The following is an 18,161-nucleotide window of genomic DNA, read 5'->3' as shown; positions in this document are numbered from 1 at the left end:
CTCCCATCACAAATCAGGCTGGCCCGATGAAGCGGACTCCCGAAGAGCCGGCGACATAAGCGCCTTTGGCATATCCGAGAAACAGTCCGTGTTCGACGACACCGGGAATGGTGGACAGGCCCGCCGCCAGGGCAGCGGGATCGGGGATCTGTTGAAAGTGGCAATCAAGGATGTGGTGCCCGCCATCCGTGACGAAAACAAGGCCGTCAGGCTGATGACGCAGGCGCAATTCACCGGAAAGTCCGAGTTTCGCGGCAATACGTTCCACCGCTGTCCGGGTCGCACCGAAGCCGAAGGGAATGACCTCCACCGGCAGCGGGAAGCGCCCGAGCACGGGCACGACCTTGGATTCGTCGGCGATCACCAGCATCGAGGCCGCCGCCGCTGCGACGATCTTCTCGCGCAGCAACGCGCCGCCACCGCCCTTGATCAACCCGAGAGCCGGACCGATCTCGTCGGCGCCGTCGACGGCCAGATCGAGTTCGGGCGTCTCGTCGAGTGTGGTCAAGGGAATACCCAGGCCCTTGGCCTGGTCATGGGTGAATTCGGAGGCCGGCACGCAAATGACATCGAGCCCGTCGCGCACCTTCTCGCCCAAAAGGTCGACGAAGTGCTTGGCCGTCGAGCCATGGCCCAGGCCCAGCCTCATGCCGCTTTCGACATGGGCGAGCGCGGCTCGGGCTGCTTCGCGCTTCATGTCGTCAGGGGTCATGGCAACCTTGTGCTGTTCGGGTTATCGGACGATGCGTCCCAAGCGGAGTTCGGTCTTTTACAGATTCCTCCTGATCGCGTCATGGGCGCGATCAGGAGGAATCTGCCTGGGATCAGGCGGCGGTTATAACGGCTTTGCCGCCGATTGCATCAGTTAAGTTTGAGAAGCAAGGGGCTAGACACAAGGAAAATCGGCCTCCCCCCTTAGCCCGGCGAGCCCACCCATGCGCCCATTGCGGCTTCTGCTTATTTCCCCGGCGGCGTGCAGATGACCTGATCCTTCCAGACATAGCACACGCTCATCGTCCCGGTACGCTGTTCCACCCGGAACACCGAACTCTCGCGCTCGTGGCTGGAGGCGATCAGCGTGTAGTCCCCGGGCTCCTGCTTGCCGGCCCCTTCACCGGCCGGGAAACAAAGGGTGACGCCGGTATTGTCCTCCTTGACCCCATATTGGCAGGCCCCCACCTCGCCGGTCAGCCGGTCGACCCGATAGATCCGGTTGAGGTCCTTTTGCGGGGCCGCCACGAAGACATAGTCGGCGGCAAGCGCCGGACCGGCGGTAAGAAGGAGGGCTGCAAGGCCTAGCGAACGCTTCATGATGACTGGCTCGTCGTTTCCTCGGCGGAGCGCATTGTCCCGAATGCCTGGGGCGTCGTGTCACACGCCCTGGCGTGATCGAACCCGGTTACATTCGCATGGACGATACGATCCTAGCTCGAATCGTGAATTTTCGAATCTCCGCTTGCCACCCAGACATGGCATTTTCCAGACCAAGCCGGAAAGAACAGCATGATGCAGCCGCGGACGGCGATCTTCGACCTTGATGGAACGCTGGTGGACAGCGCCCCAGACCTGATGGGCACGCTGAACTTCATCCTGGCTCGCGAAGGGCTGCCTGCCTTGCCGCTCGAGAAGGCGCATAGTCTGGTGGGTGCCGGTGCCCGCGCCTTGCTGGAACGCGGCTTTGCCGTGTGTGGCTTGGCGGTCGAGCCGGCCCGCATGGATGTGCTCTTTGGTGATTTCCTCGATCATTATGGCAAACACCTGGCCGACAAGACGGTTGCCTTCGACGGCGTCGAGAAGGCCTTGAAGACATTGAAAGCGCGGGGCTGGATATTGGGCGTATGTACCAACAAGCCGACGGATCTTTCGGTCCGGCTACTGGAAGCCCTGAGGCTGGCCCCCTATTTCAGTGCGATCTGCGGACGCGACGCCTTCGCCTGGTTCAAGCCGGACCCCCGTCACCTCACCCTTTCCATCGAGGCCGCCGGTGGCAATCCCGCCCACGCTATCATGGTGGGTGACAGCAAGACCGACATCGACACGGCCTTGCGCGCCGGGTTGCCGTCGGTCTGCGTGGATTTCGGCTACACCGACATTCCCGCCACGCAGTTGGGGGCAACGCGCGTCATTTCGCATTTCGATCAACTGATTTCTGCGATCGATGCGATTACCAGCTTGACAGCGCAGCCGGCTTTATCCAAATAGGCGCTTCCCTTCGGGGGCGCGTAGCTCAGCGGGAGAGCACTCCCTTCACACGGGAGGGGTCACAGGTTCAATCCCTGTCGCGCCCACCATCCAAACTCCGCAAATTTATCCTCTGATGACCGTATTCGCCGTTCAGTGTTGAGACGCGGTGCGATGGATCAATTTGCGGGTCTGGGGCGATATACATCGTCATCCCATACGGAACTTTCTCCCTGCCCATGCGTTTGATCGAGCGTTTTCGATCAAATGCGTGTTTTCGTTTCATTTCGACAGGAGAGGCCCATGAGATTTCTTATTGCCGCCGCTATCGCCCTGGGCGCCACCTTCGCCCTCGCCACCCCATCCTCGGCCATGCCGGTGTCCCAGCCTGACAATCCTTCGCTGGTGCAGACCGTCAGGGACCGGACCTGCAACGCGCCGTCCCGCACAGCCCGCTGCAAATGGTATGGGATGCCCGGCGTGCATCGCGGGCCGCGCTGGCTGCGTCAACACGGCGGTGAAGGCTACCGGCATCGCCACCATCACCGCCGGCACTATCGCCACCATCGGCGCGCCTGATTTTTCCTGAGAACGCCGGCGAACCATCGCTGGGTGCAAGGCGCGCTTACCGGAATCGCGCCCTGCGCCAACTTTTGGTTCCAGGGCGCTTTTTCCTTCGCCACCACTGCCCTCAGTTCGTGACCGGCTTCAGCCGCGGCTTGGGTTCTGCCATGGCAAGGCCGGCTCCGGCCAACATCACCGCCATGCCGAGAAGGTCGAGCAGGCGCACCTGTTCGCCGAAGCAGATCATGCCGAGCAGTACGGCGATGATGGGAGACACGAACGCATAGGTCCCGGCGCGGGTGGCACCGATCTCCCTGAGAAGCGTCATGTAGATGGTGTAGCCGATCAGCGAGCCGAAGAGCACAAGGAACAGCCACCCCGCCCAGGCTGCCGAACCCCATTGGCCCGCCAAGGCGGGAATTGCTCCGGGCTCGCCGGCAAGCGACAGGGCCAGCAGCAGCAGGCCACCGAAGAGGGTGGTGGTACCGGCCACGAAAGTCGAGGAATAGAGCCGCAGCAAGGGACGCGCGACCACCGAGCCCCAGCCATAGGCCACGGCCGCCCACGACACCGCTGCCGCCCCAGCCAGGCGCAATGCCGCGCTCTCGTCCGCCGCAGCAGACCAGTTTCGAACCGCCGTCGGCCCGAACAGAATGGCCAGCCCTGCCATGCCGAGAAGCAGGGCACCGAAACGCCGCCGGTCGAAACTCTCTTCCCGCAGCCAGAGCGCAAAAGCCATCAGCGCTATCGGCGTCAATGACATTTCGAGCACGGCAGCCGTGCCCGAATCGACATGCGCCACGCCCCAGAACAGTGCCGCGTAACATAGCGTGATCATCAGCAGACTGGTGGCCGCAAGACGCGGCAGGTCCCGCCATGCCATCTGTGGCTGCCCTTCTCGCCAGGCGGCGAACCCCAGCAGCAGCACGCCGGCTGCGATGAAACGCGTTCCGGCGAACAGCAAAGGCGGCACCGCCTCCACGCCGGCCTTGATACCGATCCAGGTGGTTCCCCAGATCACGCAAAGAGCCAGGAACAGCAGTGTGGTGCGGCTAGGCATGCGGAACCTCTGTCGACTTGTTGTAACGGTTATATATCATTATAAGCGTTACAATGCACGCTTGAGTTTGGAGCCCGGGCGCTGGAAAGTGCGAGGATGAGCCAGACCAGGACCATTGCTACCGCCCGCCTCGTCGGCGGACATCCGGCCTTGGATTTCGTCAACACGGTCGACGCCTGGCGCGACCGCTGGGGGCCGGACCTGCTCGTCGCTTATGGCGACCTCGTCACCTGGGCCGAACGGGTCGACCTGATCGATTCGGCCCTTTCGGCCCGCCTGCGGCACCAGGCCGATACCAAGTCTGCCGAGGCGGACGCAGCCCTGACGCGGGCCCGGGCCCTGCGCACGACGTTGAGAAATCTCTTCCTCGCCGAAACCATGGACGAAGCGGGATGCGAGGAGGACGGTGTTCGCCTCAATGCCATGCTGCAGAACGCCAACCATCAGCGCGAACTGCGCCTGGTCGCCGGCTCCTTCGAATGGGGGTGGCGCGAGAGCGATAGTCTCGACGCCATCCTTCATCGCATCGCCTTCGCCGCGGCGGACCTGCTCACCAGTCGCAGTGACCGCCGCAATGTGCGGGAATGCCATGGCATCAATTGCGGCTGGCTCTTCCTCGACACCTCGCGTGGCGGACGCCGCCAATGGTGTTCGGAAGAGGCTTGCGGCACTCATATGCGCGTGCGCCGCTTCCGCGAGAAAGGCGGCTCGGACACCTGACCGCCTGTGGTTTTCAAAATTGCCGCCAATGGGCTGGCCTCGCTGCGCCTCCATGGGTTAAGGGACATGGCAAGCTATTGCCTGCTGCCGCCTGGCACCTCACCAGGCGGCGGGAGGGCAGATGCAAAGAACAAGCATGGAGCGTTTCCTCGAACGCGCCTTGCCTCGAGGGAGCCCGAAGACGCAATGCCTGACCGTGCCGATGCCCGCCGCCAGACTCTCGACGCCATTTTCACGGGGGCGGTCGCCGCGTCCCATCCGGCTACCTTCCTGCCACAGCATCTGCCCGCGCCACCCAGCACAGGGCGTCTGATCCTGCTCGCCGCTGGCAAGGCGGCCGGCAGCATGGCGGAGATCGCCGAAGCCCATTACACCGCCCTCGGCATCCCGGCCGATCGCATCGACGGCGTCGCCGTGGCCCGGCATGGCTATGGCCGCCCGCTCAAGACCCTGCCCATGATCGAGGCCGGCCACCCTGTGCCGGACCAAGGCAGCATCGACGGCGCCGAGCGCGCGCTGGCGCTTGCAACTGCAGCCGGCGAGGATGATCTGGTGCTGGTTCTGCTCTCCGGCGGCGCCTCCGCCAATTGGGTGGCACCCGCCGGTGCACTGACCCTGGACGACAAGCGCGCCATCACCCGCCATCTCCTGCGCTCGGGTGCCGCGATCGGCGAGATCAATGTGCTGCGCAAGCGCCTGTCGCGCATCAAGGGTGGGCGCCTCGCCCAGGCCGCCTATCCCGCGCGCCTGCTCACCCTGGCCGTCTCGGACGTGCCGGGCGATGATCCTGCCGTGATCGGCTCCGGCCCCACCGTGCCCGACCCCGTCAGCAATGCCCAGGCCCTTGCCATTGCCGAGCGCTTCAACACGCCTCTCGGTGCGGCCAGGGCCCTCTTCGAGGATGCCGGCAACGAGACACCCAAGCCGGGCGATGCCGTCTTTGCCAACAGCGAGTTTCGCATCGTCGTCACGCCCGGCGACATGATCGCGGCCGCGACCCGCCTTGCCGAGCAGCATGGCTACGAGCCCGTCGTGCTCGGCGCCAATGTCGAGGGCGAAGCCCGACAGGTCGCCGCCGACCAGGCGCGGCAGGCCCGCGCGCTGAAGGCTGCCGGCCGCCGCGCCGCGCTGATCTCCGGCGGAGAGCTGACGGTGACCATCACCGGCAAGGGACGCGGTGGCCCCAACCAGGAATTCAGCCTGGCCCTGGCCCTCGCCCTCGACGGCGAGACCGGCATCAGCGCGCTCGCCGCCGATACGGATGGCACCGATGGCGGCGGCGGCCTCGCCACCGACCCGGCCGGCGCCATCGTCGACGAGACCACGCTCGCCCGTGCTCGCGCGGCGGGAATCGATCCGGCTGCCTATCTCGCCGACAACGACTCGACCGGTTTCTTCGAAGCCATCGGCGATCTCGTGGCGCCCGGCCCGACCTTCACCAATGTCAACGACCTCCGGGTCATCCTGGTGGACTGAGGCGTTTACGGGAAAGGAAGATGCGGACGGGACGTCCGCATTTTTGAAACATCCGTCCGCCGCCAAGAAGGCTGGCGCGACTCGTAATTTGACCTGAAACTCCTGCTTTGGTGTCGCCGCTAGCGATTCCAGCATTGTTTCAAGGTCATATTTTCGATGTTTGCGCGCTTATTCCGATTTCTCGAAAGCCGCATAGACATATTCGCCGCTTTCGACGAACACGACACGCCGCCCACCGGAGTGTGGCGTTTCATGTGGCATCACCTCAAGCCCGTGAAGGGCTGGCTCGCCGCCATCATGGCGATCGAGCTGGCCTTCAGCGGCGTGGAGGCCGGCATCTATCTGATGGTCGGCTGGTTCGTGGACCTGCTCAACAAGGGCTCGCCGCAGACCCTGCTGCACGACCACGGACTGCTTCTGGCCGGTGCCCTGTTCGTGATTCTGTTCCTGAGGCCGATTCTGTTTTTCGTGACCCAGGCCGTCACCAATCTGATCGTCGTGCCGCCGCTGACCAACCAGATCCGTTGGCGCAACCACATCTACACGCTTGGCCATTCCCTCACCTATTTCCAGAACGACTTTGCCGGGCGCCTGTCGGCACGCGTGATCCAGGCCGGGCAGTCGATCCGCTCGGCGATCATCGCGGTGATCGGCGACCTCTGGTATGCGCTGGTCTTCGCCGGGGTCACCATCGGCTTCTTCGGCTCGGTCGATGCCTGGCTGGTGCTGCCCGTCGTCCTCTGGCTGGCGGCCTATGCTGCACTGCTCTCCTTTTTCGTGCCGCGGGCCCTCAAGCGCTCGGAAGCCAATTCCCTCGGCCGTTCGACCACCACCGGGCGCATCGTCGATTCCTACACCAACATCCTCACCGTGAAGCTGTTCGCCCGCTCCGACCTCGAACGCTCGGCGGTGAAGGAGGCGCTCAAGCGTTGGAACCAAAGCTTCCTGGACCTGATGCGCCTGATCCTCGGCGCCAGTTTCGCGCTGCAGGTGCTCAACAGCCTGCTGCTGGTGGTGATCGCCGGCATGATCCTCCTGCTGTGGAGCCAGGGCAACATGACGGCCGGCGCCGGTGCGGCAGCCCTCACTCTAGTGCTTCGACTGATCCAGCTCTCGGGCTGGCTGATGTATCTGATCCGCGACGTCTTCGAGAATATCGGCGCGGTGCAAGAAAGCATGCTCACCATCGCCAAGCCGCATGACCTGGTCGACGCTCCTGATGCGGCCACGCTTTCGGTGCCGCGCGGGGAAATCGTGTTCGAGCATGTCCGCTTCGGCTATGGCGGAACGCAGCCGGTGTTCACGGATCTTTCGCTTACCATCCACCCCGGCGAGAAGGTCGGCATCGTCGGCCCGTCCGGCGCCGGCAAGTCGACGCTCGTCAACCTGCTGCTGCGTCTCTATGCGATCCAGTCGGGCCGAATCCTGATCGACGGGCAGGACATTGCCGGCGTCAGCCAGGACAGCCTGCGCCGGCAGATCGGTGTGGTGACACAGGACAATTCCCTGCTGCACCGTTCCATCCACGACAACATCGCCTATGGCCGCATGGAAGCGAATCGGGACGCCATCGAGGACGCCGCCCGGCAGGCCGCCGCGCATGACTTCATCGTCACGCTGGGGGATCAGGACGGCCGCGCCGGCTACGAATCGCGCGTGGGCGAGCGCGGCGTGAAGCTCTCGGGCGGACAGCGCCAGCGCATCACCATCGCCCGCGTACTGCTCAAGAATGCCCCGATCCTGGTGCTCGACGAGGCAACCTCCGCCCTCGATTCCGAGGTGGAGGCAACAATCCAGAGCCAGCTTCGCCGCCTGATGCATGACAAGACGGTGCTCGCGATCGCCCATCGCCTCTCGACCATCGCCGAACTCGATCGCCTGATCGTGCTCGATGGCGGCCGTATCGTCGAGCAGGGACGGCATGAGGACCTGATCGAACGCGATGGCCTCTATGCCAGGCTGTGGCGGCGCCAGTCCGGCGGCTTCCTGGCCTTGGAGGATAGTTCGGCCGCTTGAGTAAGCATACAATTTAGTACCTGGGGGTAGGCTCGTGGGTCGAGCGAGATGATAGGGGACCGTAAAGGCTCGACATTTGTGCCCCCTCGCCCCGCTTGCGGGGAGAGGATTGAGGTGAGGGGCTACACAGAACTCACATTGCTCGCGCAGCGCTGCCCCTCATCCTCACCTTCTCCCCGTAAGAACGGGGCGAAGGGGTGGCCAGCGTCGCATTTCTTGGCCAGAATTAGCAGTCTATGAGCGAGATGCCTTGTGCTTCACTCCCGCACGCCACCGCAGCTCAAAATCAGCCGCCTTAGCGCTCGCGGGAAGGTGAACCAGGATGCCGCCCTCCTCCGTGGTTGCGACCGCCTCGCCGTCGAGGCTCGCCCGGGGCTTCATGCCGGCATGGAGATGCGGGAAGCGCAGGAAGCATGCCCGCTCGAGCGGCGGCAGCCGCAATGACAGCATGCCGTCCATCATCGAAAGCTGGGAGATCCGGCCGGCGACATCGGTGTCCAGCACAGTGCGCTCGCCCTGGATCAGACTCAGGCGGCCCTGTGAAATGGCGAGGCGGACTGGCCCCAGTGGGCTTGCGAAGGGTCCCAACTCGCCCTCCCCGCCCGGATTGGCGATTTCCCAGCCATGCCAGGGCGTGACATCGGTCGCGGCGGCAATACCGAGCTTCGCCATCAACGCCCCCCAGCTGTAGAAGCGCTCGGTGTCGGGCTGGTCGAGCGGTTCGCCCGTCTCGGCATTGTAGTTTTCCGGGCAGATGCGGCGGCTTTCCCAGGCGGAACGAAACAGCGCAAAGCTATGCTGGGCCAAGACCGAAGCCCTCTCGTCCAGCCCGTAGCGGTGCAGCCCCTGATAGACGAGGTAGTTGAAGGGCGGCCAGATCCGGCCGCGCCAATAGGAATTGTCGCCGAAGGCGGGATCCGCACGGCTGACGCCGGGAATGACCGGATCGCCGCCGAAGGTCGAGGGATCGTCGAGATGCTCGCAGAGCCGGTCGGCCTGCCCAAGCGTCGCGGCACCAGCCAGCAGCGGATAGAAACTCGTCGGTGCCAGGCTCTTCACGAAGCCGCCGCCGCGCCGGCGATTGGCGAAGATGCCGCGATCGCCGTCCCATAAAGTCTCGCGAATGAGGTCTTTCGTGGCCTCGGAACGAACGGCATGGGCGGCCGCCTCCTCCTCGAGCCCCAGCTCCGCTGCCATCAAGGCGAGCATCTCGGCATCAAGGGCCAGCAGGCTGTTGAGGCCGACATCCCAGAGATCGAGCGTGCGCGTCGCCTTGTCGTAGCGGGCCTCGTCGTGGACCGGCGAATTGTCCATCGCCGATTCATTGCGCGCCCCGAAATGAGTGCCCTTGTAGAGCCCCTCGCCCACATCCGAGGTGCCGAAGGAGGCAAGCCCCGTCCCGCCCGGATCGCGTTCGCGCCACCACCAGGCATGGTTGCGCGCCAGCGTGGCATAGGCGCCCTCGATGAGGTCGCGGGCGCGATGGCGCAGATAGAGCTGCCAGACCACGAAGCCACCGATGGGGCTCTGGCTGCGATCGACCCAGGCATCGCTGGCCGTCAGCAGGCAGGGCAGGTTGCCCTGCGGCGTCGCGCCCGAAAACACGGCGGCGAGATTGTCGCGCGCGAGGCCGGCATCGAGCTCGCCGGCCATCAGGGCGGCATAGAACTGGTCATTCAGCCAGACGCCGAAGCCGCCGAACTTCCCGAGGTCCCAATTGCGGCTGATGGCGGTGTAGGGGCGCTGGTTGATGGCGTCCCATACCGTGTTCCAGGCGACGACGTCGCGCAGCGCCGCCAAAGCGGCGGCGGGCTCGCCAACCGGTTGAGGCGGCACTATTTCGGGCTGCGCCAGCAGGGCCCGTGCCTGGGCGATCGCGAGATCCTGCCTGTCGGCCATCGCGAGCGTGAAGCGATTGTCGCGCATCATTTCCAGGTTGAAGCGCAGCACGAGGACGGGCGCTGCCCCGGCCCGGGAGCGGGTATGGAAATAGCCGTGCGTTTCGTAGTCCTGCACCGCATCGGCGAGACTAGCATGTCCAGTCACCTGGACAGGCGGCTCCTCGCTGACGAGCGCCGCGAAGCGATGCCCGACACGGATGACGGCAGCGCCCTGCGTTTCGTCGAAACGAACTTCCTCACCGCTGTCCGACGACAGGCAGAGATTGATCCAGAAGCGCAAACCCCATTCGCCGGCCTTGGCCGTCTGCCAGCTGCCGGTGAGGCTGAATGGATCGGGCTTGGCGTAACGCCAGTCGAGAGTCGTTCCGGCGTGGGAGAGTTGGAGCTCCACCAGCGAGGCATCGAGGGCGTGCCGCCCCAGCGTGACGGCATCGCCCGGTTCGAACAGGCAGGCCTTGCCCGTGCTGGCTGCGAAGGCAAGCGGCGTGAGCCGAAGGCCGAGCGGCAGGAACACCATCTCCGCCGGCCGCGACGACCAGCTGTTCCAGGCGCGTTCGAGCGGAATATTGACGCTAACCGGCATTATCAGGCCTGCAACAGAACGGTGTTGGCCGGCGACCAGGCCAGCGTGATGGCCTGCCCGGGCGATACCGCCGAGACCTCCCGGTTCTGCGACAGGACCTTGATGTCACTGCCATCAGGCCCTTCGGCGATGAAGGTCGAGACCGCACCGGCATAGATGATCTCGCGTATCCGCGTGGCGAAGACATTATCGCTGCCGGGGCTTTCTCCCGGCGCCAGAAGCCGCATCTTCTCGGGCCGCACCGCCGCCGTGACCTTGCTGCCGGAGCCCGGCAGCCCATCGCTCGTATGGATGACGCCGCCGTCGATCGCGATGCCGTCGCCGGCAACCGTGCCCTCGAAGAAATTGGCGTCTCCCAGGAAGGAGGCAGCAAAACGGGTGCGCGGGCGCTCATAGATATCGAGCGGCGCGCCCTCCTGCACGATGCGCCCGCCATCGAGGATGGCCACCGTGTCGGACAGGGTCAGCGCCTCCTCCTGGTCATGGGTGACGAAAATGGTGGTGAGCCCGCTCTCGCGCTGGATGCGGCGCAGTTCGATCTGCATGTCCTGGCGCAGGCGCCGGTCGAGTGCAGACAGGGGTTCGTCCAGGAGCAGAACCCTCGGCTTGGTCACGATGGCACGCGCCAATGCCACGCGCTGCTGCTGCCCGCCGGAAAGCTGCTTGGGCTTGCGCTGCTCGAAGCCGGTGAGATGCACCATCTCCAGCACCCGGGCCACCTCCTTGCGCGCGGCCTCGCCCCGGATGCCCTGGCGATTGAGCCCGAAGATGACATTGTCGAAAACGCTCATATGCGGGAACAGCGCATAGGATTGGAACACCATGCCGACCTTGCGCTGCCACAGGGCCACCCCCGTGACGTCGTCGCCGCCGAACAGGATGCGCCCCTCATCCGGATCGACGAAGCCGCCGATGATGCGCAGCAGCGTGGTCTTGCCGGAGCCCGAGGGGCCGAGCAGGCTGGTGAACTCGCCCGCCTTGAAGGCGGTGCTCACCTTGTCGAGCACCCGCAAGGATCCGTAGCCCTTGCTGATCGAAGCGACTTCAACGCCGATCACGACTGCCTCCCAGATTAGACAATTGGGCGAAGATCAGCACGAGAACGGCCGAGACGCCGAGGAAGATGGCGGAGATCGCATTGATCTCCGGCGTGAAGCCCTTGCGGATCGAGGTGTAGATCTCGACCGGCAGGGTGGAGACGCCCGGCGTCGCCAGAAAGTAGGAGACCACGAACTGGTCGAGCGAAACCGCGAAGGCGAACAGCAGGGCTGCGATGATGCTCGGTGCCAGCAAGGGCAGCGTCACCGCAAAGAAGGCATGGATTGGCGTCGAGCCCAGGCTCATCGCCGCCTCCTCGAGATCGGCCCGCAATGTCTGCATGCCGGTGCCGACGATCAGCACGACATAGGGGATGCCCAAAGCGACATGGCCGATCAGCATGGCATGCAGGCCGCGCCCGATGCCCGTCCAGAAGAAGAACACCAGCATGGCGGTGCCGGTGATCAGCCAGGGAATGGCGATCGGCGGCAGCAGCAGCACCTTGAGCAGCGACTGCCCCCGGAAGGTGCGGCGGTTGAGGGCAAGCGAGGCCAGGGTACCGACAGCCGTCGCGATGACCGAAGTCGCCAACGCGATCATCAGGCTGTTGTAGGTGGCCGAGAGCAGCGGCCCGTTCTCGGCGAGGACGCCGAACCAGTGGAAGGTCGGCTCGATCGGCAGGGTGTAGAGGGGTGAGGCGTTGAAGGCCATCGCCACCATCACCGCGATGGGCAGATAGAGGAAGACCAGGGTGGCGGCGAGGAAGGTGCGCCCGAGTGCAATCATGGCGCCCTCCTACGGCGTCGCGGCGCGGCCGGACAGCACGCGCGAGGAGACGGCGAAGATCGCGAGCACCACCGCCAGCATGGTGAAGGACAGGGCCGCGCCCAGCGGCCAGTTGAAAGCCGCGGTGAACTGGTCCTCGATCACGGTGCCCATGGTGACGCCGATGCGTCCGCCCAGGATACGGGGCTCCATGAAGCTGCCGATCACCGGCACGAAGATCAGGATCGATCCGGAAATCAGGCCGGGCATGCAGAGCGGCAGCAGGATCTTCCAGAACACCACCGGCGTGCGGGCACCGAGACTGCGGGCCGCCTCGATGGTCGAATCCTCGATCGCCGTGGCGGAGAGGTAGCAGGTCAGGATCATATAGGGCAGGTAGGCATGGACCAGGCCGATGATGATGGCCGGGAAGCTGTAGAGCAGCGACACCGACGGCGCGGCCGGCACGAGCCAGTGCAGGGCATAATCGAGAATGCCGCCTTCCCTCAGCACCATGGTCCAGGAGAACACGCGCACGAGGCCGTTGGTCCAGAAGGGCAGGATGATCAGGAGGAACAGGATGTGCCTGGAGCGCCCGGCGGTCGCACGCGCCAGGGCGATCGCGGCGGGAAGGCCGATCAGCGCGCACAGGCCCGTGGTCCACAGCCCGATCTGGATCGAGGTCCAGGCGACGTTGAACAGATAGGGCCGCTTGATGAAGGCGAGGTAGTTGTCGACGGTGTAGACCAGTGCCCGCCCCGGAACCGGCGAGCTCTTCAGGAAGCTGAAGAACAGCATGGCGCAAAGCGGCAGGAAGACGGCCAGCAGCAGCCAGCCATAGGCCGGCGTCAACAGGGCCGCCGTGGTCCAGCCCTGCCCCAGGCGCCTGCGGGGGCCTGCCTTGCCGCCATCGGCTTTCGACACGATCTCCACCTGTGCTTCCCCTTTCGGTCATCCCCGGCCCGGCGCAGCACGCAGTGCCGCGCCACAGATTCGGGATCGCAAGCAGAACGATGTTTGTTTCAGCACGACCTTTGTCATTGCCGGGCTTGACCCGGCAATCCAGTCTACCCTCCCACGCCGGAAGGGCCGGAGATCTGGATGCCCGGGTCAAGCCCGGGCATGACAACGGTCAGCGCCATCGGCCCTATTTGGCGTAGAAGGCCTTCACTTCTTCCCACAGGTCGTTGAAGGCCTGGCGGCGATCATCCGGCAGGGCCGCCATGAAGGTGAGCTTCGGCAGGTAGTCAGCTTTGTGGATCTGCCGGTTGAGATCATCGGCCGGCAGCTTGTTCATGGCTCCCTCATTGGCGGAAGCCGGTGCGCCCGCTTCCTTCGCCCAGGTCAGGTAGAAGGTGGGATCGATCATGTAGTTGAGGAATTTGAGCGCATCCTCTTTCTTGGTGCTCGACGTCGGCACCGCCAGGCTGTCGAGCCAGCCGATCGCACCTTCCTTGGGCACGATGAATTCCACCGGCAATTTGTGCTGGCGGATGGAGCGCACCGCCGCGCCGGACCAGTAGACGGAGATGTCGAAGGAATTGGCGGCGAAGGCCTTGTTCCATTCGTCCTCGCTGGACCACATCAGCTTGACGTTCGGCTTCATCGCCTTGAGCACCTCAGTGATCTTGGCGAGGTCCTTGGGATCGTTGGCATCCTGGCCGGTCAGCAGGGCGCCGATGCCGACCGAGGTGACCGCATCGTCGAACAAGGCCAGCTTGCCGGCATATTTGGGGTCGGAGAAGATCGTCCAGCTGTCGGCGCTGATGCCCTGGCGCACAGCGAGGGAATTCATGCCCCAGAGCCAGGCCAGACCATAGGTCTTGCCGTCGGCCTTGAGATTGGCGTGATCCTTCAGCGCCGGCGCCAGGTCCTTGGCATTGGCGATGGTGGCGAGATCGACCGGGTCGATCAGGCCCTCGGCCTGGGCCTGCTGGGTGCGGGCGCTGTTGATCAGCACCACGTCATAGGCACCCGGATTGGTGCGCAGCTTGGTCAGCATCTCCGGTTCGGAGTTGAAATAGTCATGCTTGACCGTGATGCCGGTCTGCTCGGCGAAAGCCTTGAGCGCGAAGGCCTCGTCGGTGCCGTAGCCCTTCCAGTTGAGCACGGTGATTTCCTTGGCCTGGGCGGAACCCGGGCGCGCCCACAAGCCGGCGACGGCCGCGGCTCCCAGGGCGGTAAAATGGCGGCGCGTGATCCGATATGTCATCTTTCCAATTCCCTTCGTCGATGGCGACATGCTGCTCTCGATTTTCTTATCATTGGTTGGGCGTTCGTGCCTGCGGGGGCATCCACCCTATCTTGTTGTTGTCCTCTCGGTCTCCTGTTCGGCCAGGAAGGCGTTCAGTTCGTCCGTATGGGGCGCGGTTGCCGGCCCCTTGCGGGTGACGGCAAGGGCAGCGGCGGCATTGGCGCGCTTCGCGGCCTCGGCTGCGGGATAGCCGGCCGCGAGCGCGGCGAGGAACACGCCGGTATGGGCGTCTCCCGCTCCGGTGGCGTCGACCATGCGTACGGACGGTGCCGGAACCTGCAGGCCGGTCTCCCCGATGTCGCCGCCGAGCAGGAAACACCCGGCGGGGCCATCCCTCAGGATCACCAACGCGCCCGGCGACAGGCGATCGCGCACCCGCCTCGCCGCCTCCGTCCTATCGTCGCTTCCGGTGAGCAGACCGGCCTCGCGCCGGTTCAGGGTCAAGATATCGGCCCGTGCCAGCACCGCGGCGATGATGTCGGCTGGAATATCGGCGACCAGGGGACCGGGATCGATCATCACGGTGACGCTCACCGGCAAGCCGCCGATCCAATCGGCGATCACGGGGCCGAGCTGCGGGTAGCAGAGATCATAGCCCGAAGCGAACAGGGCGTCGGCTGGACCCAGTTGCAGGGCGGAGAGCGGTTCTTGCCCCGGCCTCGCCTCGACGCCGGGGCTGGTGACGAAGGTGCGCTCGCCGTCAGGCTCGACCATCACGATGCAAAAGCCGCTGTCGCCGTCCATGCTTGCCGGCATCAGCGCTTCGATGCCTTCGGCCGTCAGTTCGGCACGGATACGCTCGCCATAGGGCCCCTTGCCGTGCTGGCCGGCAAAGGCGGCCTTGAGGCCGTTGCGGGCAGCCGCCGTGAGGATGTTGAAGCCGCCTCCCGCACTGATCGTCGCCTCGGACCCCAGCACGTCACCACCGCGTTGCGGCAAGCGGGGCACGTCGAGGCGGACATCGGCCAGGATGCTGCCCACGGACAGGAGACGAGTGAGAGGCGGCCTGGTGCTCATGCCGTCGCGGGCCCTTTCCCAGTGGGCGGCAGGATCGATGCCCTGCCTCGCAGCGCCAGCAGGCGATCCGCCAGGCCGACAAGATCGAGATCCGGATTGGCGGCTTCCAGGGCAGAGATCACCGGGGCCGGAAAGCCTTCGACGCCGTGGCAGGCGCCGGCGACTGCGCCGGCGATGGCGGCGACGGTATCGCAATCGCCACCCAGGCTCGCCGAAAGGCGGCAGATGCGCCAAGGATCTTCGGGCGCCAGCGAGATGATGGCCATCGCCGCGGGCACGGCCTCCTGCGTGGCGACGCCGGTTCCGACGATGTCATAGATGAGTTCGAGGGCCTCGGCTTCGCCTTTGCCCCGCACCAGCTCGATCGCCCAGCGGATCCGCGCGGCGATATCGCCGCCGGCGAAATAGAAGCCGCGTTTCGCCCCATGCCGTGCACCTTCCACGGCGGCCTGCAGCGCCTCGTCGATGCTTGCGCCGTCGACAGCCGCGCTGACGGCGGCGGCAACGGCCGAGGCGCCGGCAAGGCCGATCGTGGTGTTGTGGGTGACATGGCCGGATTGGAAGACCGCATCGACCAGCGCCTCGACGGGACGCGCGGGGAAGACGATGCCGACCGGGGCAACGCGCATGGCCGCACCATTGGTCGCGCCGGTGCGCCCGGTCTCATCCGTCGGCATGCCTTCGGCGATCAGTGTCAGCGCCTTGCGGGTGGAGGGGCCGAGGAGATCGGCAGAGCCCGCCGCGATCATGCGGGTTTCCCAGGCCAGAAGTTCGTCGGCGAAACGCCTGGGATCGACATAGCCTTTACCCTCGACCAGGAGTTCGCCGAGGATGACGGCCTGGTCGGTATCGTCGGTCACCCGACCCGCCGGCATGCCGCGGCTGATCGGGTTGTCGTCGGGCGCCGGTTCGAAGCGCTCGAGGATGCCGTAGCGTGCCGAGACGACGGAGCGCGGCATATATTGCGTGGGCATACCCAGGGCATCGCCGATCGCCAGGCCGACCAGCGCCCCCCGAGCACGGCTTTGAGCGGAAACAGCCATGGTTGCCCTTTCGAGAAAGCGCCGAAAATTCATTTGTGTACAAACGATCTTCCCGTGCAATTCGCCCCCTGTCAAGAGGCATCCCGCCGGGTAGTCGGATACTGCTTTCTCGACACCGATTCCGGATCGGCGTCAAAGGAAAAGCCGGGATTTCTCCCGGCCTTCTGCTTGTTTGAACACTGGGCGACAATCCGATTCGGGAAAGACGCCTACAGCGTTGATGCGGTTCACATAAGTGCCTTCGAGATTGCACAACCTTTGTCATTGCCGGGCTTGACCCGGCAATCCAGCTTCCTGGTCGGCAACACGCGGCTCCTGGATAGCCGGGTCAAGCCCGGCTATGACAAAATAGGGCGTTTTCTCCCCCACGTGAACTGCTTTGGCTTACAGCCTTGATCCTTCGTCAGAAATCGAACTTGTCGATGTTCTCTTTCGTGAAGACGAAGGGCGAGCCAAGCAGCACTTCCGAGCCGTTGATCACATTGAGCTCGCCGAGCTTGCCGGCCTTGACTTTGGTGTCGCCGGGCTTGAGCGAACCATCGGCCGTGGCGCGCAGGACCTGCATGGCGGCATAGCCGAGATCGACGGGGTTCCACAGCACCACGGATTTCACGCAATCCTTGGCGACATAGGGCTTCATGGCATTGGGCGTGGCCAGCCCGATCACCGCCACTTTGCCGCACTGGCCGGCCTGGGTCACCGCCTCGGCCGAAGCGGGCGTGGCGACGCTGGTCATGCCGAAGATGCCCTTGAGATCGGAGCCATATTTGTTGATCAGCGTGGTCGCCTGCGAGAAGGACAGCGCATTGTCTTCCTGCGCTTCCACCGTCTCCAGGAGCTTCAGCTTGGGATGGCACTTGGCGGCATAGGCTGCCATCTCGGCGATCCAGCGGGCCTGGTTGGGCGTGGTGAAGGTCGAGGTGACGATGGCAACGCCCGCGTCCTCGCCGCTCTCCTTGACCATGTTGTCGACCATGGCCTTGGCGATGCCGTTGAACTCGGCCTGGTTGACGAACCACTGCCGGGAATCCGGGGTGGAATTGGCGTCATAGCCGACGACGTTGATGCCCTTGGACAGCGCCTTCTTCAGCACGGGCGCGATCGCGACCGGGTCGTTGGCGGCATAGAGAATGCCGTCGACGCCGGAGGTGATGTAGTTGTCGATGAAGGTGATCTGCTCGTCGATATTGGCCTTGGTCGGGCCGTCGGTCTTGGCATCGACATTGCCGAGTTCCTTGGCCGCATCGGCGATGCCCTTGGAGGTGGCGTTGAAATAGCCGATGCCGATGAGCTTGGGCACGTCGACCACCTTGATCGGCTTGCCCTTGCGGTCGGGTGCGCCGGTGACGGCACCGCCGTCATAGGGCTTGCTCGTCGCGCTGGCCGGCGTGGCATCGCAGGCGAGCGGATTGGTGGGCAGGTCGTCGCCGCCGGTCCAGGCCGAGGCGGCATGCGCCAGGCCCACCAGGGACACGCTCAAAGCGAGAGCCAGGGATATACGGATCATGGTCTTCCTCCACAGTTCGCCGGTCTTGTACCGGCT

The 18,161-nt window shown here is 64.9% G+C and carries 16 protein-coding genes and 1 tRNA gene; 6 read left to right on the top strand and 11 right to left on the bottom strand.

Going from position 1 to position 18,161, the window contains the following annotated elements; all coding sequences use genetic code 11:
- Positions 1-13: 13 nt before the first annotated feature.
- Both rpiA and ACIGJE_RS12660 read right to left on the bottom strand, forming a co-directional pair.
- Positions 14-712, bottom strand: a complete 699-nt coding sequence (gene rpiA / locus ACIGJE_RS12665) for a ribose-5-phosphate isomerase RpiA (RefSeq protein WP_483680180.1) — start codon at positions 710-712, stop codon at positions 14-16.
- Between the two features lie 245 nt (positions 713-957).
- A complete protein-coding gene (locus ACIGJE_RS12660) occupies positions 958-1,311 on the bottom strand; it encodes a hypothetical protein (RefSeq protein WP_311933223.1) in 354 nt (117 codons plus the stop codon).
- A gap of 192 nt (positions 1,312-1,503) precedes the next feature.
- Here ACIGJE_RS12660 and gph point away from each other — a divergent pair, with 192 nt between their 5' ends.
- The 3 genes from gph (at position 1,504) to ACIGJE_RS12645 (ending at position 2,760) form a co-directional block, all read left to right on the top strand.
- On the top strand, positions 1,504-2,202 hold the full coding sequence (gph, locus tag ACIGJE_RS12655; RefSeq protein ID WP_483680177.1) for a phosphoglycolate phosphatase: 699 nt from the start codon (positions 1,504-1,506) through the stop codon (positions 2,200-2,202).
- 14 nt (positions 2,203-2,216) lie between these two features.
- Positions 2,217-2,291, top strand: a tRNA-Val gene (locus ACIGJE_RS12650).
- A gap of 193 nt (positions 2,292-2,484) precedes the next feature.
- Entirely contained in the window at positions 2,485-2,760 is a 276-nt protein-coding gene (locus ACIGJE_RS12645; protein ID WP_311933225.1) for a hypothetical protein, read from the top strand.
- A gap of 112 nt (positions 2,761-2,872) precedes the next feature.
- Here the strand turns inward: ACIGJE_RS12645 and ACIGJE_RS12640 are convergent, their stop codons facing one another.
- Positions 2,873-3,805: a DMT family transporter gene (locus ACIGJE_RS12640; RefSeq protein WP_415082818.1), complete on the bottom strand. Its 933-nt coding sequence runs from the start codon at positions 3,803-3,805 to the stop codon at positions 2,873-2,875.
- A 96-nt stretch (positions 3,806-3,901) separates the two neighbouring features.
- Here ACIGJE_RS12640 and ACIGJE_RS12635 point away from each other — a divergent pair, with 96 nt between their 5' ends.
- The 3 genes from ACIGJE_RS12635 (at position 3,902) to ACIGJE_RS12625 (ending at position 8,017) form a co-directional block, all read left to right on the top strand.
- Positions 3,902-4,525: a CGNR zinc finger domain-containing protein gene (locus tag ACIGJE_RS12635; protein WP_367623946.1), complete on the top strand. Its 624-nt coding sequence runs from the start codon at positions 3,902-3,904 to the stop codon at positions 4,523-4,525.
- A gap of 186 nt (positions 4,526-4,711) precedes the next feature.
- Positions 4,712-6,001 (top strand): glycerate kinase type-2 family protein, encoded by a 1,290-nt coding sequence (locus ACIGJE_RS12630; protein ID WP_415082815.1) that lies wholly within the window; start codon positions 4,712-4,714, stop codon positions 5,999-6,001.
- 156 nt (positions 6,002-6,157) lie between these two features.
- Positions 6,158-8,017 (top strand): ABC transporter ATP-binding protein, encoded by a 1,860-nt coding sequence (locus ACIGJE_RS12625; protein ID WP_311933230.1) that lies wholly within the window; start codon positions 6,158-6,160, stop codon positions 8,015-8,017.
- Positions 8,018-8,251: 234 nt separating this feature from the next.
- Here ACIGJE_RS12625 and ACIGJE_RS12620 read toward each other — a convergent pair whose 3' ends face one another.
- The 8 genes from ACIGJE_RS12620 to ACIGJE_RS12585 form a co-directional block, all read right to left on the bottom strand.
- Positions 8,252-10,501 (bottom strand): MGH1-like glycoside hydrolase domain-containing protein, encoded by a 2,250-nt coding sequence (locus ACIGJE_RS12620; RefSeq protein WP_415082811.1) that lies wholly within the window; start codon positions 10,499-10,501, stop codon positions 8,252-8,254.
- 2 nt (positions 10,502-10,503) lie between these two features.
- Positions 10,504-11,559 (bottom strand): ABC transporter ATP-binding protein, encoded by a 1,056-nt coding sequence (locus ACIGJE_RS12615; protein ID WP_415082809.1) that lies wholly within the window; start codon positions 11,557-11,559, stop codon positions 10,504-10,506.
- A complete protein-coding gene (locus tag ACIGJE_RS12610; protein ID WP_415082807.1) occupies positions 11,546-12,325 on the bottom strand; it encodes an ABC transporter permease in 780 nt (259 codons plus the stop codon). The genes ACIGJE_RS12615 and ACIGJE_RS12610 overlap by 14 nt, the downstream gene beginning before the upstream one ends.
- Before the next feature lie 9 nt (positions 12,326-12,334).
- Positions 12,335-13,102: an ABC transporter permease gene (locus ACIGJE_RS12605; protein ID WP_415082848.1), complete on the bottom strand. Its 768-nt coding sequence runs from the start codon at positions 13,100-13,102 to the stop codon at positions 12,335-12,337.
- Between the two features lie 349 nt (positions 13,103-13,451).
- Positions 13,452-14,516, bottom strand: a complete 1,065-nt coding sequence (locus ACIGJE_RS12600) for an ABC transporter substrate-binding protein (RefSeq protein ID WP_311933233.1) — start codon at positions 14,514-14,516, stop codon at positions 13,452-13,454.
- 87 nt (positions 14,517-14,603) lie between these two features.
- Positions 14,604-15,575 carry a PfkB family carbohydrate kinase gene (locus ACIGJE_RS12595; protein ID WP_415082805.1) on the bottom strand — a complete coding sequence of 324 codons (972 nt, stop codon included), beginning with the start codon at positions 15,573-15,575 and terminating at the stop codon, positions 14,604-14,606.
- Positions 15,572-16,618, bottom strand: coding sequence for an ADP-ribosylglycohydrolase family protein (locus tag ACIGJE_RS12590; RefSeq protein ID WP_367623952.1), 1,047 nt, complete (start codon positions 16,616-16,618; stop codon positions 15,572-15,574). The genes ACIGJE_RS12595 and ACIGJE_RS12590 overlap by 4 nt, the downstream gene beginning before the upstream one ends.
- A 403-nt stretch (positions 16,619-17,021) precedes the next feature.
- Positions 17,022-18,125 carry an autoinducer 2 ABC transporter substrate-binding protein gene (locus tag ACIGJE_RS12585; RefSeq protein ID WP_311933236.1) on the bottom strand — a complete coding sequence of 368 codons (1,104 nt, stop codon included), beginning with the start codon at positions 18,123-18,125 and terminating at the stop codon, positions 17,022-17,024.
- Between the last annotated feature and the right edge of the window lie 36 nt (positions 18,126-18,161).

It is taken from the genome of Labrys sp. E2SS-1L, from assembly GCF_057073705.1.
Note: the sequence above shows the minus strand (reverse complement) of the source record. Positions and strands in the feature narration are given on the sequence as shown.

Excerpts from the sequence above, each read along its gene's own strand:
- rpiA (WP_483680180.1), bottom strand. The coding sequence starts at position 712 with ATGACCCCTGACGACATGAAGCGCGAAGCAGCCCGAGCCGCGCTCGCC.
- ACIGJE_RS12660 (WP_311933223.1), bottom strand. The coding sequence starts at position 1,311 with ATGAAGCGTTCGCTAGGCCTTGCAGCCCTCCTTCTTACCGCCGGTCCG.
- gph (WP_483680177.1), top strand. The coding sequence starts at position 1,504 with ATGATGCAGCCGCGGACGGCGATCTTCGACCTTGATGGAACGCTGGTG.
- ACIGJE_RS12645 (WP_311933225.1), top strand. The coding sequence starts at position 2,485 with ATGAGATTTCTTATTGCCGCCGCTATCGCCCTGGGCGCCACCTTCGCC.
- ACIGJE_RS12640 (WP_415082818.1), bottom strand. The coding sequence starts at position 3,805 with ATGCCTAGCCGCACCACACTGCTGTTCCTGGCTCTTTGCGTGATCTGG.
- ACIGJE_RS12635 (WP_367623946.1), top strand. The coding sequence starts at position 3,902 with ATGAGCCAGACCAGGACCATTGCTACCGCCCGCCTCGTCGGCGGACAT.
- ACIGJE_RS12630 (WP_415082815.1), top strand. The coding sequence starts at position 4,712 with ATGCCTGACCGTGCCGATGCCCGCCGCCAGACTCTCGACGCCATTTTC.
- ACIGJE_RS12625 (WP_311933230.1), top strand. The coding sequence starts at position 6,158 with ATGTTTGCGCGCTTATTCCGATTTCTCGAAAGCCGCATAGACATATTC.
- ACIGJE_RS12620 (WP_415082811.1), bottom strand. The coding sequence starts at position 10,501 with ATGCCGGTTAGCGTCAATATTCCGCTCGAACGCGCCTGGAACAGCTGG.
- ACIGJE_RS12610 (WP_415082807.1), bottom strand. The coding sequence starts at position 12,325 with ATGATTGCACTCGGGCGCACCTTCCTCGCCGCCACCCTGGTCTTCCTC.
- ACIGJE_RS12605 (WP_415082848.1), bottom strand. The coding sequence starts at position 13,102 with ATGCTGTTCTTCAGCTTCCTGAAGAGCTCGCCGGTTCCGGGGCGGGCA.
- ACIGJE_RS12600 (WP_311933233.1), bottom strand. The coding sequence starts at position 14,516 with ATGACATATCGGATCACGCGCCGCCATTTTACCGCCCTGGGAGCCGCG.
- ACIGJE_RS12595 (WP_415082805.1), bottom strand. The coding sequence starts at position 15,575 with ATGAGCACCAGGCCGCCTCTCACTCGTCTCCTGTCCGTGGGCAGCATC.
- ACIGJE_RS12590 (WP_367623952.1), bottom strand. The coding sequence starts at position 16,618 with ATGGCTGTTTCCGCTCAAAGCCGTGCTCGGGGGGCGCTGGTCGGCCTG.
- ACIGJE_RS12585 (WP_311933236.1), bottom strand. The coding sequence starts at position 18,125 with ATGATCCGTATATCCCTGGCTCTCGCTTTGAGCGTGTCCCTGGTGGGC.